Annotated in this window: 16 protein-coding genes and 1 tRNA gene; 6 read left to right on the top strand and 11 right to left on the bottom strand. The window is 63.7% G+C overall.

Translation table 11 applies throughout. The features are described from left to right. Window positions 1-16: 16 nt before the first annotated feature. The 6 genes from BLR71_RS03615 to purL form a co-directional block, all read right to left on the bottom strand. Entirely contained in the window at window positions 17-1,663 is a 1,647-nt protein-coding gene (locus tag BLR71_RS03615) for a ShlB/FhaC/HecB family hemolysin secretion/activation protein (RefSeq protein WP_245696327.1), read from the bottom strand. A 206-nt stretch (window positions 1,664-1,869) separates the two neighbouring features. Continuing rightward, on the bottom strand, window positions 1,870-2,727 hold the full coding sequence (gene rluB, locus BLR71_RS03610) for a 23S rRNA pseudouridine(2605) synthase RluB (RefSeq protein ID WP_092523210.1): 858 nt from the start codon (window positions 2,725-2,727) through the stop codon (window positions 1,870-1,872). Continuing rightward, window positions 2,724-3,659, bottom strand: a complete 936-nt coding sequence (gene scpB, locus BLR71_RS03605; protein ID WP_092523208.1) for an SMC-Scp complex subunit ScpB — start codon at window positions 3,657-3,659, stop codon at window positions 2,724-2,726. The genes rluB and scpB overlap by 4 nt, the downstream gene beginning before the upstream one ends. A gap of 9 nt (window positions 3,660-3,668) precedes the next feature. Next, on the bottom strand, window positions 3,669-4,655 hold the full coding sequence (locus BLR71_RS03600; protein WP_092523206.1) for a segregation and condensation protein A: 987 nt from the start codon (window positions 4,653-4,655) through the stop codon (window positions 3,669-3,671). Between the two features lie 125 nt (window positions 4,656-4,780). Further along, window positions 4,781-6,685 carry a DNA repair helicase RadD gene (gene radD, locus BLR71_RS03595; protein ID WP_092523569.1) on the bottom strand — a complete coding sequence of 635 codons (1,905 nt, stop codon included), beginning with the start codon at window positions 6,683-6,685 and terminating at the stop codon, window positions 4,781-4,783. 171 nt (window positions 6,686-6,856) lie between these two features. Further along, a complete protein-coding gene (gene purL, locus BLR71_RS03590; RefSeq protein WP_092523204.1) occupies window positions 6,857-10,777 on the bottom strand; it encodes a phosphoribosylformylglycinamidine synthase in 3,921 nt (1,306 codons plus the stop codon). Between the two features lie 160 nt (window positions 10,778-10,937). Here purL and mltF point away from each other — a divergent pair, with 160 nt between their 5' ends. Next, the gene (mltF, locus tag BLR71_RS03585) at window positions 10,938-12,410 is read left to right on the top strand and encodes a membrane-bound lytic murein transglycosylase MltF (RefSeq protein ID WP_092523202.1); all 1,473 of its coding nucleotides are present in this window, start codon (window positions 10,938-10,940) and stop codon (window positions 12,408-12,410) included. After that, window positions 12,407-14,374 carry a GGDEF domain-containing protein gene (locus BLR71_RS03580; protein WP_092523200.1) on the top strand — a complete coding sequence of 656 codons (1,968 nt, stop codon included), beginning with the start codon at window positions 12,407-12,409 and terminating at the stop codon, window positions 14,372-14,374. Before mltF ends, BLR71_RS03580 begins: the two co-directional genes overlap by 4 nt. Window positions 14,375-14,422: 48 nt before the next feature. On the opposite strand, the gene tadA is transcribed toward BLR71_RS03580, so the two are convergent. Further along, entirely contained in the window at window positions 14,423-14,875 is a 453-nt protein-coding gene (gene tadA / locus BLR71_RS03575; protein ID WP_092523198.1) for a tRNA adenosine(34) deaminase TadA, read from the bottom strand. A gap of 77 nt (window positions 14,876-14,952) precedes the next feature. Between tadA and BLR71_RS03570 the strand changes: the two genes are divergently transcribed. Further along, complete coding sequence (locus tag BLR71_RS03570) at window positions 14,953-15,774, top strand: acyl-CoA thioesterase (RefSeq protein ID WP_422730753.1); 822 nt, start codon at window positions 14,953-14,955, stop codon at window positions 15,772-15,774. A 120-nt stretch (window positions 15,775-15,894) separates the two neighbouring features. Next, window positions 15,895-15,970 (top strand) — tRNA-Thr (locus BLR71_RS03565). 46 nt (window positions 15,971-16,016) lie between these two features. Here BLR71_RS03565 and BLR71_RS03560 read toward each other — a convergent pair. Beyond that, on the bottom strand, window positions 16,017-16,175 hold the full coding sequence (locus tag BLR71_RS03560) for a YqaE/Pmp3 family membrane protein (protein ID WP_092523196.1): 159 nt from the start codon (window positions 16,173-16,175) through the stop codon (window positions 16,017-16,019). Window positions 16,176-16,443: 268 nt separating this feature from the next. After that, window positions 16,444-17,256: a DUF1206 domain-containing protein gene (locus BLR71_RS03555; protein ID WP_092523194.1), complete on the bottom strand. Its 813-nt coding sequence runs from the start codon at window positions 17,254-17,256 to the stop codon at window positions 16,444-16,446. 243 nt (window positions 17,257-17,499) lie between these two features. On the opposite strand from BLR71_RS03555, the gene BLR71_RS03550 reads away from it, so the two are divergent. Then, window positions 17,500-18,780: an MgtC/SapB family protein gene (locus tag BLR71_RS03550; protein WP_092523192.1), complete on the top strand. Its 1,281-nt coding sequence runs from the start codon at window positions 17,500-17,502 to the stop codon at window positions 18,778-18,780. Window positions 18,781-18,851: 71 nt separating this feature from the next. Here BLR71_RS03550 and BLR71_RS03545 read toward each other — a convergent pair whose 3' ends face one another. Next, window positions 18,852-19,712, bottom strand: coding sequence for a PA4780 family RIO1-like protein kinase (locus BLR71_RS03545; protein ID WP_092523190.1), 861 nt, complete (start codon window positions 19,710-19,712; stop codon window positions 18,852-18,854). Between the two features lie 223 nt (window positions 19,713-19,935). Then, on the bottom strand, window positions 19,936-21,003 hold the full coding sequence (locus tag BLR71_RS03540; protein ID WP_092523188.1) for an NAD(P)-dependent alcohol dehydrogenase: 1,068 nt from the start codon (window positions 21,001-21,003) through the stop codon (window positions 19,936-19,938). Window positions 21,004-21,249: 246 nt separating this feature from the next. Here BLR71_RS03540 and BLR71_RS03535 point away from each other — a divergent pair, with 246 nt between their 5' ends. Further along, window positions 21,250-22,161 carry an AraC family transcriptional regulator gene (locus BLR71_RS03535; RefSeq protein ID WP_092523186.1) on the top strand — a complete coding sequence of 304 codons (912 nt, stop codon included), beginning with the start codon at window positions 21,250-21,252 and terminating at the stop codon, window positions 22,159-22,161. The last annotated feature ends 13 nt before the right edge of the window (window positions 22,162-22,174 follow it).

Here is a 22,174-nt window from a genome sequence, read left to right as displayed (position 1 = left end):
GCTTTATTACGCCCTGTCAGAATGATGCCGCAACACTGAAATAGACGGGGGTTTCTGGACGTTCAAAAACGTCGGGGCGTTTAAGAGATCTTGCGATGCTGATATTCGCCTTAACGTGGTCGCCACTAAGGCCAAGCCCCAGGGCGATGCCGCTGAGCGTTCCGTTGAGTTCGGGGTTGTATGCACCGCGATAAATCTTGCCCACGTCGTAAGCCATAGTAAGTTCCATGGACTTCAGTAGCGGACGCGCTAAGTCAAGGGGACGTTGCCAAGAAAGCTGGTTGCGCCAGTACCCGCCTCTATCCCCACTCAAGGACTGTGATTTGAACCCACGAACGGAATACCGGCCGCCCAAGCTCAATCGCTCTGGGCTAAATAGGACATCCTTGCTCCATTGGCCGTTCAGCAAGCTTGAGAAGCTTAAGTTTTCCTGGTTAAGCATGAAGGGACGCTGGTAGCTGAGTGTCAGTGTGCCCTTGTCATATTGGGCCTCGGGTGCGCCAGAAGGCTGGTCGCGATCCATCTGGGCGCCGAAGATAGTCAGCCCCTTCTCCCAACCAATATCGACGTTTAAAAAACCACGTCCTATGCGCCGGCCATGATTCAAGCCAATCGCAAGTTCACTGAGTTGTTGGCTACTCACCTCGATACGGCTGCCGTCAATATAGTTGCGTGTTGACAGCCGGCCTAGCTCAAGGCTGACGGAGGTTTTACTCATGCTATCACGAGCCAACAGCCGCTCCGCTCGAAGCTGATGTCGCTCACTGCTGCCCTCCAGAGTGAACGTGAAGCCATTGGCCTCAGCGAGAGAGCGATAATCGCTTCCGGTATAACTGTAAGAAAAGTTCCAAAAGCCGTAGGGCAGGCGATAGCTAAAGTAATGGTTATCCGAGCCGGTCGCGGGTTGCGAGTTGGCGTCACTACCCAGCCGAGCCACAACCTGATCGGCAAGCCCCAAGGGGCTGTCCCACTCAACACCCAGCCGCCACTGCTGTTCGCCAGTTCCTTCGCTGCCGTCGTTATCGCGCCCGAGGCTCAGCCGCCAGGGCTTCTGCCGATCATTCGATACTTGTACGCGGCTGCCACCCTCCAATCCACCAGGCACTAGCTCCATGCTGGCCTGATTAGAGGGTAACCGGTTGAGTTGGTCGACCAACTGCTCGAGATCTCGCAGGTTGAGCGCTTCGCCTGCCGTAACTGGTGATGCCATGGAGAGTTCCTGGGCACTCAGGCCACCATCCTGACTCTCGATGGCCTCAATGTGTCCCTCGACAACCACGACTCGTAGTATTCCTTTGGAGAGTTCCTGCTGAGGCAAGTAGGCCCGAGTGGTTACATACCCCTTATCGATATAGGCTTGGGTAACACGGCGCAGCAGCTCATTGAGGTCATCAACCATCATGCAACTTCCGCTGAATGGCCGAACCAATCGTTGCAACGTGCTCTCATCAAGAATAGTTACATGCTCCACCTTGATGCTATCCACGGGAAAGCAACGTGTGTCCCCTTGAGTCTTGGAAGCCGGAAGAGCTTCTCCCTCGCTCTGCAATTGCTGCAGTTGCTGCAGCCGCTGCTGCTGACTCTCTATCAACCGCTGCTGATCACCACGAATAAAATTCTGGCTAGATGAATCAGCTCCAGCGTCAGACGTGCCAACCAACACACTGGCTCCAACCCACAGCCATATAGCCCTCCATCCTAGACGGCCCAATATTGACAACTTGACCTCCATGCCCTCTAAGCAATGAATCATCCATGATTGATATCTAACAATTAACGGCAGGCCTGCTATTTACTTGAGTCCAAAATTAAAAAAACCTGCCCCGGAAGGGAGCAGGTCTTAATCATCCAAATACTACAAAAGCAATGTTAACGTTTGCGCTGTCCGGTCGGCTTGCGCATGCCTTGCACCGGGCGACGCTTACGCTTGTCGCGGCTCCAGCGGTTCTTCTCGTCCGGGGTCAGCTCCGGCACCTTGCGCGACTCGAGGCCCGCAACGGTCGAGAGGTCATCGACTTCGGCCTGGGTAAGCTCGGTCCATTCGCCGGCCTTGGCCCGCTTGTCGAGGAAGATATTGCCATAGCGCACGCGCTTGAGGCGGCTTACGGTCAGCCCCTGGGATTCCCACAGACGGCGCACCTCGCGGTTGCGGCCTTCCATGATCACCACGTGGAACCAGGTGTTGATGCCTTCGCCGCCGAACTCCTGCACGTCGGTGAAGTGCGCGGGGCCGTCGTCGAGCATCACGCCCTCGACCATGGCCTTGATGTGGGCCTGGGTCACGTCGCCCATGACCCGCACCGCGTATTCCCGCTCGACCTCGGTGGAGGGGTGCATCAGCCGGTTGGCCAGCTCGCCATCGGTGGTGAACAGCAGAAGGCCGCTGGTATTGATATCCAGACGACCGACGGCCACCCAGCGCTCGCCCTTGAGCCGCGGCAGGCGCTCGAAGACGGTACGACGCCCTTCCGGGTCCTTGCGGGTGCACAGCTCGCCCTCGGGCTTGTTGTACATGATGACCCGCCGGGTACCCTCGGCGGCGGTCTTCAAGGTGACCGGCCGGTCATCGAGGCTGACCCGATCACGGGACTCGACGCGATCGCCGAGGCTCGCCACCTGGCCGTTGACCTTGACGCGCCCGGCGCTGATGGCGGTTTCCATCTCGCGGCGCGAGCCGAAGCCGGCGCGGGCCAGCACTTTCTGCAGTTTTTCGCTTGTGGTGTTCATGACTCTGAGGGTGTCTCGTCAGATGAGTGATCCGTTCCCGCGCGGCCGTCATCATCGACGGTCGGCGCTTGGCGGGCGCGGCCGGCCAGGCGTGCTTCGAGATCGGCGAAGCTGAGCCCTGCCTGCGTGGACGCCTTCCCGGCGTGTGGGGCCGCGTCGGCCATCCCGGCCGTCGCGTGTTCATCGTCGGGCGCCGTAGCGCCCGCCTGCGGAGCCGGGGCTCCGTCCTGCTGTGCCGGCGACGCGGCTTCTTCTGCCGCGTCGCCAGCGCTTGTCTCGTCATCCCCTGCTGGTAGGGCCTCGCGGCTCGCTTCGTCATCTGACGAGGCGCCATCGCCTGCGGCTTTCTCGCCTGCTGCCGCTGAGGCGTCAGCAGACTGCTCGAGCTCGTTGAAGCGCGCCTCGAAGTCCTTCAACTCGTGCATTGGCGGCAGCCCGTCCAGGGTCTTGAGGCCGAAGTCGTCGAGGAAGGCGCGAGTGGTGGCGTACACCGAGGGTCGCCCAGGCACATCCCGCTGCCCCACCACGCGGATCCAGCCGCGCTCGCTCAGGGTGCGCATGATCGAACTCGATACCGCCACACCGCGCACCTCTTCGATATCGCCACGGGTCACCGGCTGACGATAGGCAATCAGCGCCAGAGTTTCCAGCAATGCGCGGGAATAGCGTTGCGGACGCTCGTCCCATAGCCGCGATACCCAGGGCGACAGACGCTGACGGATGCGCAGTTGAAAGCCCGAAGCGGTCTCGATCAGTTCCAGGGCGCCGGACTCCAAACGCTCGCCGAGCCGGGTCAGCGCCTCTTTCATGTCCCGCCGCGCCGGCCGCTCATGATCGTCGAACAGACTCTCGAGGCGCTCCGTCGACAGCGGCTCGCCGGCGGCCAGCAGGGCCGCTTCGAGGATCTGATCGAGATGTTGGCGCTCGTTCATGTCGCGGGCTTACTCCTGCTCGGCATCGGTGAGCGGCGGCGAGCGCCGCTCGGGGTCTTGCGTGTTCTCGGCGGTCTCGAAGGGGCTTTCATCCCCTTCTTCCTCGCCCCTTTCCGCCTCGCCGGCCTCTGGTTCGTCGGCTTGATAGGCCTGTTCAGGCTCGGCCAGCCGCGCGCGAACGTGGATCGGTGACAGCGGCGCGTTCTGCACGATCTCGATCATCGCTTCCTTGGCAAGCTCGAGCAGTGCCATGAAGGTCACTACCACGCCGGCCTTGCCCTCCTCGAGCGTAAACAGCGCTTCAAAGGGGGTATAGCGCTGATGATGCAGCGCCTCCATGATCTTGAGCATGCGCTCGCGGGTCGACAGCACCTCGCGGCTGATGTGGTGCTCCTGGGTCAGTTCGGCGCGCTTCATGATACCGGCCAGAGCGCCGAGCAGCTCTTCGAGCTCCACGTCCGGATGCACCACCCGCGTCTCGAGATCGGGCAAGGCGGCGGTGGCCGGAAACCAGTCGCGGCCGACCCGGGGCAGTTCGCCAAGCGACTCCGCGGCCTCCTTGAGGCGCTCGTATTCCTGCAGGCGACGGATCAGCTCGGCCCTGGGGTCGCCTTCGTCATCCTCGTCGTCGCCCTTGGGCGGGCGCGGCAACAGGGTGCGCGACTTGATCTCGGCGAGCATCGCCGCCATCAGCAGATACTCGCCGGCAAGCTCGATCTGCATCGCCTTCATCAGCTCGACGTATTCGATGTACTGACGCGTGATCGCGGCCACGTCGATGGCCAGGATGTCCAGGTTCTGGCGGCGAATCAGGTACAGCAGCAAATCCAGCGGGCCCTCGAAGGTTTCGAGAAAGACCCTGAGCGCCTCAGGAGGAATGTACAGATCCTCGGGCAGCTCGGTGATCGGCTGGTCGAACAGCCGCGCGAGGATATCCGCCTGCTCGGCGGCGGCGGCCGGCTCCTCTTCACGCGCCGTATCGGATATCTCGCTCACACCCTGGGGGATCTCCTGCCATCGTGGTGCCGGCCCGCATGACCGGCAAAGTCGCGCAGTCTACCAAGAGTCATGCCCCGGACGTAAGCCAGCCGTGACCTTGGCTATCTCGTTCAAGGGCGACATCAGCCATCCGGGCCGGCCGCCTCGGCCTTGCGGTAGCGCCCCTGGTAATCGAAGAGCTTGTCGCGTATCTGCCAGTAGCGCCCTACCTTGCGGCCGACCACGAAATCGGGCGCCTTGAGCCGGGCTTCGCCAGCGAGCACCTCCTGAATGCTGGTGGGCCGCCAGTCGGCGCCCGGCGCTCGCAGATGCCGGGCGAGAAAGGCCCGCTGGAAGGCATGGCGCTGAGCCGGCGTTTCCAGGGCGAACCATTCGGCCAGCGCCGTACCGTCTTCATCGTAATAGTTGATCTTGAGTCGCTCCAGGCCGCGGCCATTGCGCGTCGCCTCGAGCTGCATGGCGCTGACCCTCAGCACCCGCGCATCGCGTAGCTTGAGGGCCTCGCGAAGTTTGTCGTCGGGGTCGACCAAGCGCTCGCCACAGCCGTGGCAGGCACGCGCCGCGATATCATTTTCCGCGCCGCAGCGTTCACAGGCCTTGAAGCGAAAGCGGAAGGTGCACTGTTCATTGGCGCCCGACGCCGCGCCTGTAACTTTCTTGGCGCCCGAAGCCGCGCCATACTGCCGGTCACTTTCGCCCTTCCCACCCGGCTCGTGGCGCTCAACCAGCCCCTGGCAGCGCCGGCCGAAGTGCTCGATCACCACTTCACCGTCCATGCGCCCCCAGAACAGGTTGGCGTGACCGCACTCGGGGCATTCCACCTGCACCGGTTCGGTGTCGCCGGCCGGGCGCGGCGCGGCGACCTCAGGGGCATAGATATCCCAGGGGTTGCCGGCGTAGTCGAGGATCAGGCAATCACGCTTGCCCGGCGCCAGCCGCAGGCCGCGACCGATGATCTGCTGATAGAGACTCACCGATTCGGTGGGGCGCAGGATGGCGATCAGATCCACGTGCGGCGCATCGAAGCCGGTGGTCAGCACCGAGACGTTGACCAGGTACTTGAGCGTGCGGGCCTTGAAGGCCGCGATCAGCCGCTCCCGCTCCTCCGAGGCCGTGGTGCCGGTGATCAGCGCCGTCTCGGCGGCGGGCAGCAGGCCGGCCACTTCCTCGGCGTGGGCGACAGTGGAGCAGAACAGCATCACGCCCTGGCGGTCCTCGGCGCGGGCCATGACATCAGCGACGATGCCCGGCGTGGCGCGGGCGCCCTTGACCACCTGATTCATCTCCTGCTCGTTGAAGCTGCCGCCGATGCCCGGCGCCAGCGCCGAGAAATCATAGCCTTCGATGGCCACGTCGATGCGCCGGGGCTCGCTCAGATAGCCCTGGCGCACCATCAGTCGCAGCGGCTGCTCGAAGACGCAGTCCTTGAAGAAGCAGTCCTCGTCGCCGCGCACCATGCCATGGTAATGACGATGGAAGATGAAGCCCTGGCCGAGGCGATAGGGCGTGGCGGTCAGCCCCAACACCTTGAGGCGCGGGTTGGCCTCGCCCATCGCCTGAATCACGCGCCGGTAGCTGGCATCTTCCTCGAGGGATACCCGATGGCACTCATCGATCACCACCAGGGTGAAGTCGCCGGCCGAGAAGGCCTCCAGGCCGTTGATCACCGACTGAACCGAGCCAAACACCACCTGCCGGGCCGCTTCCTTGCGCTTGAGCCCCGCGCTGAAGATGTCCGCCGAGAGGCCATAGGCCTCGTACTTGGCGTGATTCTGCTCGACCAGCTCGCGCACATGGGCCAGCACCAGCACTCGGCCGCGGGCGATGCGGGCCAGCTCGGCGATCACCAGCGACTTGCCGCTGCCGGTGGGGAGTACCACCACGGCGGGGTCGTCGCTTGCGCGGAAATGCGCGACGGTGCGTGCCACCGCCTCGTGCTGATAGGGGCGCAGGGTCGGCACGTCGGCTGCTGGACCTGCCGAGGTGGACGTCTCTGAGAGATTCGCGGAGGGAGCGGTTTGCGTCATGCCGAGCATTCTACCCTAGCGTTGCGCCAGCGCGGATAGGCAAGCCCCCTGAATAGAGCCTAGACACAAAAGCGCCGCCCCGAGGGGCGGCGCTTTTGGCGGTGGTTCGGGCCAGTTGAGGGACCCTGTCTGATAGACCGAGCCCGACGGGCTTTGGCCTCAGCCTTAGCCTCAGCCCAGCCAGGCGCGAGCGTTGCGGAACAGCCGCAGCCAGGCGCCGTCCTGCGTCCACTCCGCCGGGCGCCAGGAGTTGGTCACCGCACGGGCCACCCGCTCCGGGTGCGGCATCATGATGGTGACGCGCCCGTCCGGGGTGGTCAGGCCGGTGATCCCCGAGGCGGAGCCGTTGGGGTTAGCCGGATAGCGGCTGGTGACCTGGCCATAGTTGTCTACATAGCGCAGGGCGATTTGATCGCTACCCTGCATGTTGCGCAGATGGCCCGCATCGCGGAACTCGGCGCGGCCTTCACCGTGGGCCACGGCGATCGGCAGCCGCGAGCCTTCCATGCCGGCGAGCAGGATGGAGGGGCTCTTCTCGACCTGCACCATCGACACACGGGCCTCGAACTGCTCGGACTCGTTGCGCACGAAGCGTGGCCAGTTCTCGGCGCCGGGGATCAGCTCCTTTAACTGGGAGAGCATCTGGCAGCCGTTGCACACGCCCAGCGAGAAGCTGTCTTCGCGGGCAAAGAAGGCCGCGAACTGCTCCCGAGCGCGCTCGTTGAACAGCACCGACTTGGCCCAGCCGCCGCCAGCCCCCAGCACGTCGCCGTAGGAGAAGCCGCCACAGGCGACCAGCCCCTTGAACTCATCGAGGCTGATACGGCCGGCGAGGATATCGCTCATATGCACGTCCACCGCCTCGAAGCCGGCACGATCGAAGGCCGCGGCCATCTCGACGTGGCCGTTGACGCCCTGCTCGCGCAGGATCGCCATCGGCGGGCGGGCCAGATTGACGAAGGGTGCCGTGATGTCCTCGTCGACGTCGAAGCTCGGGGTCGCCGAGAGGCCCGGATCGCGGGCGTCGAGCAGGCCATCGAACTCGCTCTTGGCGCACTCCGGGTTGTCGCGCAGTGCCTGCATCCGGTAGCTGGTCTCGCTCCAGGTGCGCTGCGCCAGTTGACGCGTGGTCTCGAGCAGCGGCTCTTCGAACAGCGTCACCCGAACCTGGTCGTCGTAGCGCGGACGCGCGATAACGCCACAGGTATCGATGCCGGCGGCGGCGAACTGCGCCAGCACCGCCTCGGTGTCGCGGCGGTTGACCTGAATGACCGCCCCCAGTTCTTCCGCGAACAGGGCATCGACCGCTTCGACTGGCTCGTCGACCAGCCAGTCGAGCTTGATCTCGAGGCCGGTGTGGGCGGCGAAGGCCATTTCCAGCAGGGTGGTGATCAGGCCGCCGTCGCTGCGGTCGTGGTAGGCCAGCAGTTGGCCGTCGGCATTGAGCCCCTGAATGACGCTGAAGAAGGCCTTCAGATCTTCGGGATCATCAACGTCCGGGCATTCATGACCGACCTGGCCGTAGACCTGAGCCAGGGCGGAGCCGCCAAGACGGTTCCGGCCAGAGCCGAGATCGATCAGGATCAGGTCGGACTCGTCCTGCTCCAGGTTGATCTGCGGCGTCAGGGTGGCGAGCGCATCGCTGACCGGCGCGAAACCGGTGATCGCCAGCGACAGCGGCGCGGTGACGCTCTTGTCCTCGCCGTCCTCGTCCTGCCAGGCCGTGCGCATGGACATCGAGTCCTTGCCCACCGGAATGGCGATGCCCAGCGCCGGGCACAGCTCCATGCCCACCGCGTGTACGGCGTCATAGAGCGCCTGGTTCTCGCCAGTGTGATCGGCAGCGCTCATCCAGTTGGCGGACAGCTTGATGTCGGACAGTTTCTCGATCGGTGCCGCGGCCAGGTTGGTGATCGACTCGGCCACCGCCAGGCGTGCACTGGCCGCCGGGTCGATCAGCGCTACCGGCGGCCGCTCGCCCATGGCCATCGCTTCACCCCGATGGGTATCGAAGCTTGCCGTGGTCACGGCGACATCGGCGACCGGCACCTGCCAGGGACCGACCATCTGGTCACGGGCGACCTGGCCGGTGATCGAGCGGTCGCCGATGGTAATCAAGAAGCTCTTGGAGGCCACGGTGGGCAGGCGCAGCACCCGGTCCAGCGCCTCGCGCAGGTCCAGGTTATCCAGCGCCACGCCGGGCATCTCGCGGCTTTCGCGGTTGAACTCGCGCTGCATCTTGGGCGGCTTGCCGAACAGCACGCTCATCGGCAGATCGACCGGCTTGGTGTCGAAGTGGCCGTCGCGGACCTCGAGGTGATGCGCCTCGGTGGCCTCGCCGACCACCGCGAAGGGGCAACGCTCGCGCTCGCAAAGCGCCTCGAAGGTGGCGAGCTGCTCGGGCGGCACCGCCAGCACATAGCGCTCCTGGGCCTCGTTGCACCAGATTTCCAGCGGGCTCATGCCCGGCTCGGCGTTGGGTACCGCCCGCAGCTCGAAGACGCCGCCGCGCTCGCCGTCCTTGACCAGTTCCGGCAGAGCGTTGGACAGGCCGCCGGCGCCGACGTCGTGGATAAAGCAGATCGGGTTCTCGTCGCCCAGCGCCCAGCAGCGGTCGATGACTTCCTGGGAGCGACGCTCGATTTCGGGATTGTCGCGCTGCACCGAGGCGAAGTCGAGATCCTCGCTCGAGCTACCGGAGGCCATCGAAGAGGCCGCGCCGCCGCCCAGGCCGATCAACATCGCCGGGCCGCCCATCACGATCAGCTTGGCGCCGACCGGGATCTCGCCCTTCTCGACGTGGCCGTCGCGGACGTTGCCATAGCCGCCGGCCAGCATGATCGGCTTGTGATAGCCGCGGCGCTCGATGCCGCCGGCGCCCAGGGCATCCTGCTCGTAGGTACGGAAGTAGCCGGCGAGGTTGGGGCGACCGAACTCATTGTTGAAGGCGGCCCCGCCGATCGGCCCTTCGAGCATGATGGAGAGCGCCGACTGGATGCGCTCGGGCTTGCCATAGTCGAAGGCTTCCCAGGGCTGCACGAACTCGGGGATGCGCAGATTCGACACCGAGAAACCGGTGAGGCCGGCCTTGGGCTTGCCGCCAAGGCCGGTGGCGCCCTCGTCGCGAATCTCGCCGCCGGCACCCGTCGCCGCACCGGGATGCGGCGCGATGGCGGTCGGGTGGTTGTGAGTCTCGACCTTCATCAGGATCTGGATCGGCTCCTGATGGCTCGCGTAGGTGGCACGATCGCTCGCCTTGCCGGTCAGCGGCGCGGCAAAGAAACGCCCCGCTTCACTGCCGCGAATCACTGCGGCGTTATCGCTGTAGGCCGAAAGCGTATCTTCCGGCGACTGTTCATGGGTATTCTTGATCATCTTGAACAGCGAGCGCGGCTGCGCCTCACCGTCGACCACCCAGTCAGCGTTGAAGATCTTGTGGCGGCAGTGCTCGGAGTTGGCCTGGGCGAACATCATCAGCTCGACGTCGGCCGGGTTGCGGCCCAGGCCCTCGAAGGATTCGAGCAGGTAGTCGATCTCGTCCTCGGCCAGCGCCAGGCCGAGGGCCTGATTGGCCTCGACCAGGGCCGCGCGCCCCTTGCCCAGCACGTCGACCTGCCCCAGCGGCGCCGGCGACTGGTGGGAGAACAGCTTGGCCGCATCGGAGGCGTTGGTCAGTACCGACTCGGTCATGCGGTCGTGGAGGGCGCCGACGATGGCTTCGAAGGCCTCTTCGGAAAGCGTGCCGTTGAGCTGCACTCGATAGGCAACGCCACGCTCCAGGCGCAGGATCTTGTCCAGGCCACAGTTGCGCACGATATCGGTGGCCTTGGAGGACCAGGGCGACTGGGTACCGATGCGCGGCACCACCAGGAACAGATGGCCGTCACGCGAGCCGGCTGTGGCCGTCGCGCCGTAGTCCAGCAAACGCTCCAGGGTGGCGGTTTCTTCGCAGGAAAGATCGCCGTCATGGTCGATGAAATGGACGTAGTCGGCTGTGAGGGAAGCGACTTCCGGTACCTGAGTACGCAGGGCGGCCATCAGCTTGGCATGACGGAAATCAGAGAGGGCGGGCGCACCTCGCAGTTCGAGCATGTCGTTCGAGCCTCGAGAACAAAGCATGAAATAGGGGCCGCGGCCTGCGGCAACGAATGCCCCATGATACTGGAAAGGCCGCGCCACCGAAATCCGCGAGGTGGAAGCGTGCAAAAGGGTAGTTTAAGGTGAGCGTCACTCATTGCGACTGAATTTACTAATGCTCAAGGCCGTCGCCCGACATCTACTGCATTATCACCGCTGGTACCTGTCCATAGGCGTGGCCATCACCCTGGCTCTGCTGCCGCATCGTCAGAGCCAGGCGCCGAATCGCCAATTGGAAGAGGTGCGCGAGCGGGATTTTCTAACCGTCGTGAGCCGTAACACCCCGACCAGCTACTATGAAGGCCGGCGCGGACCGACAGGCTTCGAGTACGAACTGGCACGCCGTTTCGCCGACCACCTGGGCGTCAGCCTGTCGATGGAAACCAAGAGCGATATCGCCGGCGTGCTCAAGAGCGTCGCCAGTGGCGAGGGCGACGTGGGGGCCGCAGCGCTGACCCTGACACCGTCCAGAACCGATCTTAACTTCAGCACCGCCATCCTCGAACTGCAGCCACAGGTGGTCTATCGCCGCGGCCTCCCCCCGGTGGATAGCGTCGAAGACCTGGTGGGCCTGGACATCGCCATCATTCGCGACTCCGGCATCGGCGGCGTGCTGAGAGGCCTGCAAAAGCAGTTTCCAGCGCTCAGTTGGCGCGAGGCCGCCGACCTCGAGGTCGCCGACCTACTGCAGCGCGTCGAGGAGAGTGAGCTGGTTGCCGCCGTGATTTTCACCCATCAGTTCACCCTCAACCGGCTGTTCTTCCCCGGCGTCGACGATGGCGTCACCCTCGGGGAGCCCCTGAGCATGGTCTGGGCGTTTCCCGCTGACTATGGCCTTGGTCTGCAGCGCGAGGCCAATGCCTTCCTCGCCTCGCTGCGTCGCGATGGCACGCTCAATGCCCTGATCAAGCGCTATTTCGGTCAAGAGGACTACCTGGAATACGTCGGTGCACGCACCTTCATTCGCCAGATTCAGGATAAGCTCGACGACTTCGATGACCTGTTTCGCAAGGCCGCTCGAGAGACCGGCTTCGACTGGAAGCTTCTGGCGGCGCTCGGCTATCAGGAGTCCCATTGGGAGCCACGCGCCACCTCGCCTACCGGCGTGCGCGGGCTGATGATGCTGACCAACGCCACCGCCGCCGAGATGAACATCAGTAACCGTCTCAACCCTGCACAAAGCATCGACGGCGGTGCGCGTTACCTGCGTGAGATGATGGATCGCCTCCAGGAAGAGATCACCGGCGATGACCGGTTATGGATGGCGCTGGCGGCCTACAATGTGGGCCTTGGCCACCTGTATGACGCTCAGAAAATCGCCGAGATGCGCGGCGGCGATCCCTATGCTTGGCCGGACGTTCGCGAGGCACTGCCCCTGCTGCAGAAGCGCGCCTGGTATTCCAAGGTCCGCCACGGCTATGCGCGTGGCGGCGAGCCAGTAATCTACGTGCGCAATATTCGGCGTTATTACGAAATCCTCAATTACGTCGACCGCAGCAAACAGCAGTTCTTCCAGCTCAACGAGCGGGCCGAAAGCGGCGAGTCTGACGACGGTTCGCAGTATGACCGCATACCGCCGATCCTATGAGCCAACGTCTCCTCACTCCGGTTTCTGTGCTGCTGTGCTGCCTGGCCCTCGTCACGGTCATGGCAGCCGGCCTGTCGCAGAGCACCGGTTTCAGCAATCCCACTTTGGTGTCCACGCTGGCACTCACACTGGCCAAGCTCGCCTGGCTCTGCCACTGGCCAACCCTTGCCCGCTGCATCGCCGCCGTCACGCTTGCCTGCCTGACGCCAGGGCTCTTGAGCCATCTGCTACCCGAATACTGGATCACGACTTCGCACTGGCAGGCTATCGCTGCCTGGCTTCAGCCGGGCACGCGCCTTGAAGACTGGCGGGCCCCACTACAGGCGACACTGTGCCTGATCCTGCTCAGCGGAGCGCAACTGACGGGGCGCCGTGCCGAGCTCGGCAGCTCGATGCTGATTGGTCTGGCACTGCTGATGTGGCTCGCGCAGTTGGGCGCTAGCCTAATCCCGGCGATGCAGTGGATCATTGACCATGAGGCAACACCTGCCGAGCTGGTACCCATCGGATTATTGCTGATAGCCCATGCCCTGCGCGTCGGCGGCACTTTCATGGCTGAGCGCAAAATGCTGGACCGCCCTCTGTCAATCGCGCTGCTGCTCGGCGTGCTGACCCTAGCGTTCTCGCAGCACCTGAAATTCCTTGAGGACCGCCGTCTCCACAGCGTGCTCAAGCAGGAGAATCACCGGCTAGCCGCCAACCTCTCCGGTGAGATACTCAATCACCTGGACGCCATGCGACGCTTCGTCAACAGCTGGCGACTCGTGGACTCCCCCCCAGGGGCCGACGAGTGGTCGATGATGGCCGGGCCTTTGTATCGCGACTTTGGCTATCTCGTGAATATTGCCCTAGTCGAGCCCGGCTCGCGGATTCGCTATGTCTATCCCATGGACGCGGTCAACCGGCGCCTTCTAGGCATCGAGCTATCCGAGCGCCAGCCCGCCGGGCGCACGGCCCAGCGGCGAGCGCTGATCGGCCGCCAGGAAGCGGTCACCAACGTCATTCCGCTGTTGCAGGGTCGATACGGCATCATCTACTACCTGCCGACCTACATCGCCGGCGGCCGCTTTATCGGCGCCAGCGCCATGGTGCTCAGCCTGCAGGCCCTGACCGACACGCTGACAAGGGCCATCGATACCCAACGCACCCGCCTGGAACTGCACCAGGGCGCAGAGTCTCTGGCGCTGCTGGGGCCAGACGACGTCAATGACGCCTGGTCCAATACCGCTCCGATCCATATCGGCGACACGCCGCTGACGCTGACGACCCAACCCTCTCGACAGCGGCTGCTGGAATATCACGCCAGGCTACCCGCGGTCAGCCTGACCACGGGCCTGGCCCTTTCCTACTTGCTGTTTCTGGTACTTTTCTCGCACCGGCGTCTGGCCATTCAGCATCAGCACCTGCATGACTCGCATAGGCGACTCAGCCAAGAAATCGAAGCCCGCGGCCGCCTGCAAGAAGAGGTCGAATGGATGGCTCGTCATGACGAACTGACCGGCCTGCCCAACCGGCGAATGCTGATGGAAACCCTCAAGGCACAGCACGAGACTCGCCCGCTGTGCGTCATGATCTGTGACCTCGATCACTTCAAGCGCATCAACGACAGCCTCGGCCATCTGAAGGGCGATGAGTACTTGAAATGCCTGGGCGCACAAGGCGCAGCCATCGCGAACCAGGCCGGCGGTCTATTTGCTCGCTATGGTGGCGAGGAATTCATCCTGCTGCTGCCGAACTGCGATACCGTGCGAGGCCTGCAGGTGGCCGAGGCGCTCAACGCTGCGCTCCGCTCAGCCGACCTCAAACACCATGACGGTACGGCCCTGACCCTCAGCATCGGCATGACGACCCTCGAACAAGGGCCTCTGAATATCGCCACACTGATGCAGGTCGCCGACATGGCCCTATACCGGGCCAAGGCACAAGGGCGCAACCGAGTCGTCAGCGCGCCGATGCCGGGCTAGCCCTCTCACTCCCCACCTGACCCACGATTTCGCGAAGAGACCCACCCGTTAACGGCGATCGGCGAAGAACGTCTTTAGCAAGCGCTTGGCCTGAACGGCCAAAAGACCGCCCTCCACCTCGACTCGATGGTTGTACCAGGGCTGAGCGAAGAGGTTGGCGCGAGACTCCACCATGCCTGTCTTGGGCTCGGCGGCACCGTAGACCACTCGCGCCAGGCGCGCGTGGATAATCGCCCCCGTGCACATCAGGCAGGGTTCCAGGCTGACATACAGCGTGCAGCCGTCGAGGCGATAGTTGCCAAGCCTCTGAGCCGCATCGCGCAACGCCCGCACCTCGGCATGGGCACTGGGGTCATGGCTACCCACCGGGGCATTGAAGCCCTCGCCAATGATGTCGCCTTCGCCATCTACCACCACGGCGCCCACCGGCACCTCCCCTGCCGCCAGGCCAAGGCGCGCCTGATCCAGGGCGCGGTGCATGTAGAATTCGTCGCTGCGCATCGGCGAGCCTCTCGGGTATGCTGTGAAGATTGAAACAAGCGTATGGCGTCCGTAACGCCATGTCAGAGGATCACATCATGTCAGCGTTGGACAATCTGGTGGCTCTACTCGGGCTTGAAATGATCGAGGAAAACATCTTTAGGGGCCACAGCCAGGACCTGGGTTTCCCCCAGCTGTTCGGCGGCCAGGTCCTCGGTCAGGCGCTCTCGGCGGCGACCCGCACAGTGCCTGCCGAGCGTCGCGCGCATTCCCTACATGGCTATTTCCTGAGGCCAGGCGACCCGAAGCTTCCCGTGGTTTATCAGGTCGACAGGGTTCGCGATGGCGGCAGCTTCACCACCCGCCGAATCACCGCCATTCAGAAGGGCAAACCGATCTTCTTCTGCAGTGTCTCCTTCCAGGGTGACGAGCCCGGCTTTCATCATCAGCTCACCATGCCCGACGCCGAGGACCCGGAAGCGCTGATTGAGCAAGGCGCCAGGGTCCAGCGCTTCGACGGCCATCCTATCGAGTTCCTGCACCTGAAAGACGAGCCTCCCGGTAGCGATGGCGCACCGCGCAAACGTTTATGGTTCCGGCTGGCAGGAGAGCTGCCCGACGACCCTGCCCTGCACCGCTATTTGCTGGCCTACAGCTCGGATTTCAATCTGCTGACCACCTCGCTGGTCTCCCACGGCGTTGCCTTCGGTGACCCGCAATTACAGATCGCCAGCCTCGATCATTCGCTATGGCTCCACCAGGACGTCACCGTTAACGACTGGCTACGCTACGACATGGACAGCCCCTGGGCCGGCGGTGCCCGTGGCTTTGCTCGCGGCAGCCTCTATGACCGCCAGGGCCGACTGGTCGCCTCCTCTGCCCAGGAAGGCCTGACCCGGGTGCACGAGGCCAAGGGCTAATGGCAAACCGCCAAGAACCGACAGCCGAGGACAAACATCCGACCGGATGAGCTAGCGGGCAACTCGCGTTGCCCCTATTCTCAGCGTATCCCTCCGCTCAGGCCCTTCCGCCTTCGCCACGCCGGTGTAGCTCAGTTGGCAGAGCAGCGCATTCGTAATGCGCAGGTCGGTGGTTCGAATCCACTCATCGGCACCAAGAAGCCCCAACCCAAAGCGGGCCTCCCCTTGGCCATGCGGTCGTCTCAACGCCGCGCGATAATCCACACCGCATGGACGATGCCGGGGATATAACCCAGCAGCGTCAGCAAGATGTTGATCCAGAACTGCAAACCCAGGCCGACTTGAAGAAAGACACCCACCGGGGGCAGCAGAATCGCGAACACAATGCGGATAACGTCCATGAAATAACTCCTTGTATTGATGGCTATAGGCCTGCTTGCCTACTCGACCGGCACCTATCCCGGAATCTTCCGAGTGTAAGCAGTCAGCAGCCGACAAGCACGCTGTCGATGGCTTATCTCAGCCGAGCGTGGCCATCGGAAGGCGGCAGGGGGCCTGAGCCCGCCAAGGCCCAAGGCCGCCACAAGATTTTGCTTCCCCGTGACCGAGCTTGCCAGGTCCTGCCCCAAGGCGAGTAGCGAGGCGTACCTGGGGCCTATCCCTGCCTGCTCAGTCGACGCTGGTATCACGGAAGGCAGCGTTGATCAGGCAGTAGAGCCCATAGCCGAACAGGCCGAGCGCCACCACGCCCAATAACCAGGGGCCGAAAGGCTGGGCGGCCAGCACGTTCAGCGCGCCGCCAAGCCCCTGAGCCTGACTCGGGTCGGTCCGCCATGCGGCGATGCAAAGAAAGAGACCGATGATCATGAAGACCACCCCGCGAGCGGAAAGCCCCCAGCGGGTGATGCCCTCGAAGAAGCGGCGCTGCGCCGTGGACATGTCCTGATGGTGCCAGTTATCGAGGTAGGAACGGGTGATGGCCCGCCACAGCTGCCGCAGGCCAACCCCCAGGAACACTAGACCGACGGCGAAGACCATGACCACGCCGCCCCGGTGGCTCATCAGCAGAGCGGTACGATCCTGAGCAGCGGCTTCTCCCGACGCCGTTGCTACGTTACGCATCAGGTCGAAGCAGTAGACCCCGAGGCTGGCGTGAGTGAGGCTGCTGATGAGAAACCCCAGCCGCGTCCCGCTTCCCTTGACGCCCAGCCCCACCTCTTCGATATCCAACAGCGCCTGCAGCAGGCGCCACAGGGCATAAGCAAACAGCCCGGCACCAAGCAGGCCGATCATGACATCGCCAAAGGGTCGACTGACCAGTTGGTTGATCGCTTCCTTGGAGCCGACATTGTCCCCGCCAAGCCCTACCGCCGCCAGCGAGGCCAGGCCACCGATCAGCAAGTAGACGATCCCCTTGGCGACATAGCCGGCACGCGCGGCCAACGATAGGCCTTGTTTGAGTCGTGTCTCGGATCGCGACATGGGGGCTCCGTATAGAGGAAGGGCCGAAGGGCATGCGTCAGACCCAGGCCTGCGATGGTAAGGGTGGCGCAGGGCATTTGACCACATGAGCAGGCTGGGAAGTCTTGTCCAATCGTCCCACTATTGGCAACGACGCCAAGCGCGAGCGACCGACATCACTGACGACAGCGATGCAGACTGAGGGCCATACTGACCTTATTGGTGCGAATCCCGTCGACGTTGGGCGGGCAAGGAGCGATGCCCATGGACGAGGTTACCCATCAGTTCCTGACCAGCCATCATCTGGCCATACGGCTGGGGATAGCGCTGCTGCTGGGCGCCCTGATCGGCCTAGAGCGGGGCTGGGAATCCCGCGACGAAGCGGCGGGGCAGCGTATCGCCGGCATCCGCACCTTCGCTCTGGTGGGCCTGCTCGGCGGCATCGCAGCCCTGCTTGCCGAGCGCATCACGCCCTGGGCCTTCCCGGCGATCTTCCTTGGCGTCGCAGTGTCCAGCCTGATCGCCTATCAGGCCCGGGTCCGCGAAGTCCCCAACTACAGCATCACCGGCATGGTCGGTATGCTGCTGACCTTCTGCTACGGTGCCCTCGCGATGGCCGTCGACCCGACGCTGGCTGCCGCCGCGGCGGTGATCACCGCGCTAATCCTCGACAACAAGCACGAGATTCATGGCCTGCTCCAGAAGCTGCAGCGCCACGAGCTGGATGCTGGTTTCAAGCTCTTGTTGATCACGGTGGTGATCCTGCCGCTGCTACCCAATCAAGACCTGGGACCGGGCGGCGCCATTAACCCCACCACCATCTGGTGGCTGGTGATCATGATCGCCGCGATCTCCTTCGTCGGATACTTCGCCATGCGCCTGGGTGGCACCCGCCGCGGCATCCTCTTCACCAGCCTGTTTGCCGGGCTGAGTTCCTCGACCGCTCTGACCCTGCATTTCGCCCGCCTGTCACGCCGCTCGCCTGGGCTCGACCCGCTGCTGGCCGCCGGCATCCTGATCGCCTGTGGCACCATGTTCCCGCGTATTCTGCTCTATTGCCTATTGATCCACCCGGCTCTGCTGGGCCCATTGGTAATGCCGGTCGCGGTGATGGCGCTGCTGCTGTGGCTGCCGGCGTTCTGGCTATGGCACAACCACCATGACGGCGCAGCGCTAGAGGAACCGACACCTACTCAGAACCCGTTGGAGCTCAAATCGGCGCTGCTGTTCGCCGCACTGCTGACAGCGGTGATGCTGCTGGGCGAATGGCTGCGCGAATGGCTCGGTGATGCCGGGATCTATCTGCTGGCAGCGGTCTCGGGCATTGCCGACGTGGATGCCATCACCCTATCGCTGACACGCATGGCCGAACACAGCCTGACACTGCCCACCGCCGTGCTCGGCATCGTGCTGGCGGCTTCGGTCAACAACTTGGTCAAGGCGGGACTGGCGAGCGTCATCGGCAACCGGCAACTGCGTTGGCGAGTCGCCCTGCCGATGATCGCGTCGCTGGTAGCGGGACTGGCGGTGGCCTGGCTGATCTAGGCCGCCGACCAGCCGCCGGGACGCGGGAAAGGGGTTAGTCGTATGAGAGGGCCCGAAGCCCGTGGGTCGGCTCAGCGATCCTCTTCGTCATCGGCGGCGACGCGGTCCCGGCGCTCGCTTTCCTCTTCAATGACGTCATCGATGACCGCCATCAGGTCGTCGACATCGACCTCGTTAGTGTCGTGGACGAAGCGGCCGGTCAGTTGGCTGTCCGGCGTCAGCTCGCCGGCCTCGAAGCGGGCCCAGATTTCGTGGCCGTACTCGGTTTCCAGCAGCGCCGGGGCGAAGCGGCCGAAATAGGCGCGCATGCGATCCACGTCCCGGCGCAGCATCATCGCCGCGCTATTGTTACCGGCGGCGTCCACCGCCTGAGGCAGGTCGATGATCACCGGCCCAGCGGCATCGAGCAGCACGTTGAATTCCGAAAGGTCGCCGTGCACCAGGCCGGCACACAGCATGCGCACCACCTCGCGTATCACCTGATCATGGTAGGCCAGCGCTTCGGCCTCGCTCAGCTCGCAGTCATCCAGGCGCGGCGCGGCGCTGCCATCGCTATCGGCGACCAGCTCCATCAGCAGCACGCCGTCGATGAAGCCATGGGGCTCAGGGACACGCACCCCGGCCGACGCCAGGCGATAGAGGGCATCGACCTCGGCGTTCAGCCAGGCGGATTCCTGCTCCTGCTGACCGTAACGGGTCTTCTTCGCCATCGCCCTAGCGCGGCGACTGTTACGCACCTTGCGGCCTTCCTGATATTGCACCGCCTGCTTGAAGCTGCGCTGGCGGGCTTCCTTGAACACCTTGGCACAGCGCAGGGTATCGCCGCAGCGCACCACGTAGACATTGGCTTCCTTGCCGCTCATCAGCTGACCTTCCACGGCGTCGATCATGCCATCGTCGACGAGCGGTTGCAGTCTCTTGGGTATCTTCATAACGCCTTCACGGGCCCTGCCTTGCCGGTTGCGCGCCCATGAGTCAGGCGCTGCGTGCATCATCGCATGTTCACAGGGCAAGAGGGTAAACCCGCGCAGGCAAAATGTGGCCGGCGTCATGGCAGCGCTGCGCTTTGGGACTCACCGTGGTTTTTCAAACCGGCATAAAAACGCCCGCCACGGCAAAGCCGAGGCGGGCGCAGAGGACTTGTCAGCGAACGGATCAGGCCGCCGAGGCATCCTTGAGGCTTGCCATGTCGATGACGAAGCGATACTTCACGTCGCCCTTCTGCATGCGCTCGAAGGCCTCATTGATGTTCTGGATATCGACCATCTCGATATCACAGCTGATGTCATGCTCGGCGCAGAAATTCAGCACTTCTTGGGTTTCCGCCATGCCGCCGATCAGCGAGCCGGCCAGCACCCGGCGCTTCATCACCAGGTTACCGCCCACCAGCGCCGGGTCCACTTCCTGGATCAGGCCGACCAGAATGTGGGTGCCATCGTACTTCAGGGTCGCCAGGTACGGATTCAGGTCGTGGGGAACCGGCACGGTGTCGAGCAGGAAGTCGAAATGCTCGGCCGCGGCCGCCATCTGCTCTTCATCGGTTGAAACGATGACATGATCGGCGCCCTGCTTCTTGGCCTCGCCGACCTTGGACTCCGAGCGAGTGAACAGGGTGACTTCACAGCCCAGCGCCTTGGCAAACTTGACGCCCATGTGGCCAAGGCCGCCCATGCCGATGATGCCGACCCGGTCGCCGGCCTTGACGCCATAGTGGCGCAGCGGCGAATAGGTGGTAATGCCGGCGCACAGCATCGGGGCCGCCACGGCGGGGTCGAGGTTATCGGGAATCGACACCACGAAGCGCTCGCTGACCACCACCGAGTCGGAGTAGCCCCCCTGGGTCATGGTGCCGTCATGGCGATCCGGGCTGCCGTAGGTCATGGTCATGCCTTCCAGGCAGTACTGCTCCAGATCGTCCTTACAGGCACTGCAGTGGCGGCAGGAGTCAACCATGCAGCCCACGCCGACGACATCGCCGACCTTGTATTGGGTGACATCGCTACCCACCGCGGTGACGCGGCCGACGATCTCGTGGCCCGGCACCAGCGGATACTGGCTCATGCCCCAGTCGTTGCGGGCGAAGTGCAGGTCAGAGTGGCAGACACCGCAGTAATCGATTTCGATGGACACGTCGTCCGGGCGCGGCGTGCGGCGCTCGAAGCTGAACGGGGCAAGGTCCGTCTCGGCCGAATGGGCGGCATAAGCATTGGCTTGATGGCTCATGAGTTGCGTGTCCTCCTGAGAGAGTTGGGCTCATGCAAAAATGATGAGAGGACATCATTGTGGCCCTATGACCGCACCACGACGACAAACGATCCTGCGCCATTTTTGCCTATTCCTACAAAACAGGGCTTCAAGCAGCGGTGTTTCTCGCCAAAAACGGCATGATTCAGTCATCATATAGCCATGTCGGCAGCGCCCTGCTCTTACCGACGCCTCGACTTTGAATCACCACCGACAGGAACTCCCATGGCGCTCTCTTCCCGCCTGATGACGCTGATCGAGCCGCTGATCAATCGCGACGGGTTCACCCAAAGCGCGGTGCCGGCGGTATCGCTGATGGCCTGCCACCATCAGGTGCCGCGCACACCACTGATGTATGAACCGAGCCTGGTCATCGTGTTCCAAGGCCGCAAGATCGGCTATCTCGGTGACCGCGAAATTCACTACGACCCAGGCCAGTACCTGGTACAGACCCTGCCCATGCCCTTCGAGTGCGAAACTTTTGCCTCACCCGAGGCACCGCTGCTGGGGCTTTCCGTGCGCATCGAACCGGCGGTGCTCAGCGAGCTGGTACTCGAGACGACCGGCCATGAAGTAGGAATCGACGCGACCTCGCCCTCACACGAACCGCTGCCGATGGACTCGGTGGCCATGACCGCCAGCATGCAGGAAGCGGTCGTGCGGCTGTTGCGCGCCCTCAATGACCCGCTTGACGCACGCGTAATGGGCGAGGCGCGGGTGCGAGAAGTCATCTTCGAGGCCTTGAAGGGCGAGCAGGGCCCGGCACTGCGCGCGCTGGTGAATCATCAGGGCCACTATTCTCAAATCATCCAGGCGTTGACCCAGATGCATGCCGACGTCACCCAGAATGCCTCGGTCGAGGTGCTGGCCCGGGATGCCAACATGAGCGTCTCGTCCTTTCATCAGCACTTCAAGCAGGTGACCCGCGCCACGCCACTGCAATATCTGAAACGGCTGCGCCTGATCAAGGCGCGCCAGCTACTGAGCCATGACGACCTGAACGTCAATCAGACCGCCGATGCGGTGGGCTATCGCAGCGTTGCCCAGTTCAGCCGCGACTACAAACGCACCTTCGGCGCCAGCCCCCTGCAGGACCGCCGCCAGGCTCGCAGCCTGATCGAGGCCGACGCTAGCTGACAGCTAACAGCTC

The sequence above is a fragment of the Onishia taeanensis genome (assembly GCF_900100755.1).
Classification (GTDB): domain Bacteria; phylum Pseudomonadota; class Gammaproteobacteria; order Pseudomonadales; family Halomonadaceae; genus Onishia; species Onishia taeanensis.
Note: the sequence above shows the minus strand (reverse complement) of the source record. Positions and strands in the feature narration are given on the sequence as shown.

Bases quoted from the DNA above. Each gene is read 5' to 3' on its own strand.
- tadA (WP_092523198.1), bottom strand. From the start codon at position 14,875: ATGCGCAGCGACGAATTCTACATGCACCGCGCCCTGGATCAGGCGCGC.
- radD (WP_092523569.1), bottom strand. From the start codon at position 6,685: ATGACGCAAACCGCTCCCTCCGCGAATCTCTCAGAGACGTCCACCTCG.
- BLR71_RS03580 (WP_092523200.1), top strand. From the start codon at position 12,407: ATGAGCCAACGTCTCCTCACTCCGGTTTCTGTGCTGCTGTGCTGCCTG.
- rluB (WP_092523210.1), bottom strand. From the start codon at position 2,727: ATGAACACCACAAGCGAAAAACTGCAGAAAGTGCTGGCCCGCGCCGGC.
- BLR71_RS03555 (WP_092523194.1), bottom strand. From the start codon at position 17,256: ATGTCGCGATCCGAGACACGACTCAAACAAGGCCTATCGTTGGCCGCG.
- BLR71_RS03545 (WP_092523190.1), bottom strand. From the start codon at position 19,712: ATGAAGATACCCAAGAGACTGCAACCGCTCGTCGACGATGGCATGATC.
- BLR71_RS03535 (WP_092523186.1), top strand. From the start codon at position 21,250: ATGGCGCTCTCTTCCCGCCTGATGACGCTGATCGAGCCGCTGATCAAT.
- BLR71_RS03560 (WP_092523196.1), bottom strand. From the start codon at position 16,175: ATGGACGTTATCCGCATTGTGTTCGCGATTCTGCTGCCCCCGGTGGGT.
- purL (WP_092523204.1), bottom strand. From the start codon at position 10,777: ATGCTCGAACTGCGAGGTGCGCCCGCCCTCTCTGATTTCCGTCATGCC.
- scpB (WP_092523208.1), bottom strand. From the start codon at position 3,659: ATGAACGAGCGCCAACATCTCGATCAGATCCTCGAAGCGGCCCTGCTG.
- mltF (WP_092523202.1), top strand. From the start codon at position 10,938: ATGCTCAAGGCCGTCGCCCGACATCTACTGCATTATCACCGCTGGTAC.
- BLR71_RS03550 (WP_092523192.1), top strand. From the start codon at position 17,500: ATGGACGAGGTTACCCATCAGTTCCTGACCAGCCATCATCTGGCCATA.
- BLR71_RS03540 (WP_092523188.1), bottom strand. From the start codon at position 21,003: ATGAGCCATCAAGCCAATGCTTATGCCGCCCATTCGGCCGAGACGGAC.
- BLR71_RS03570 (WP_422730753.1), top strand. From the start codon at position 14,953: ATGTCAGCGTTGGACAATCTGGTGGCTCTACTCGGGCTTGAAATGATC.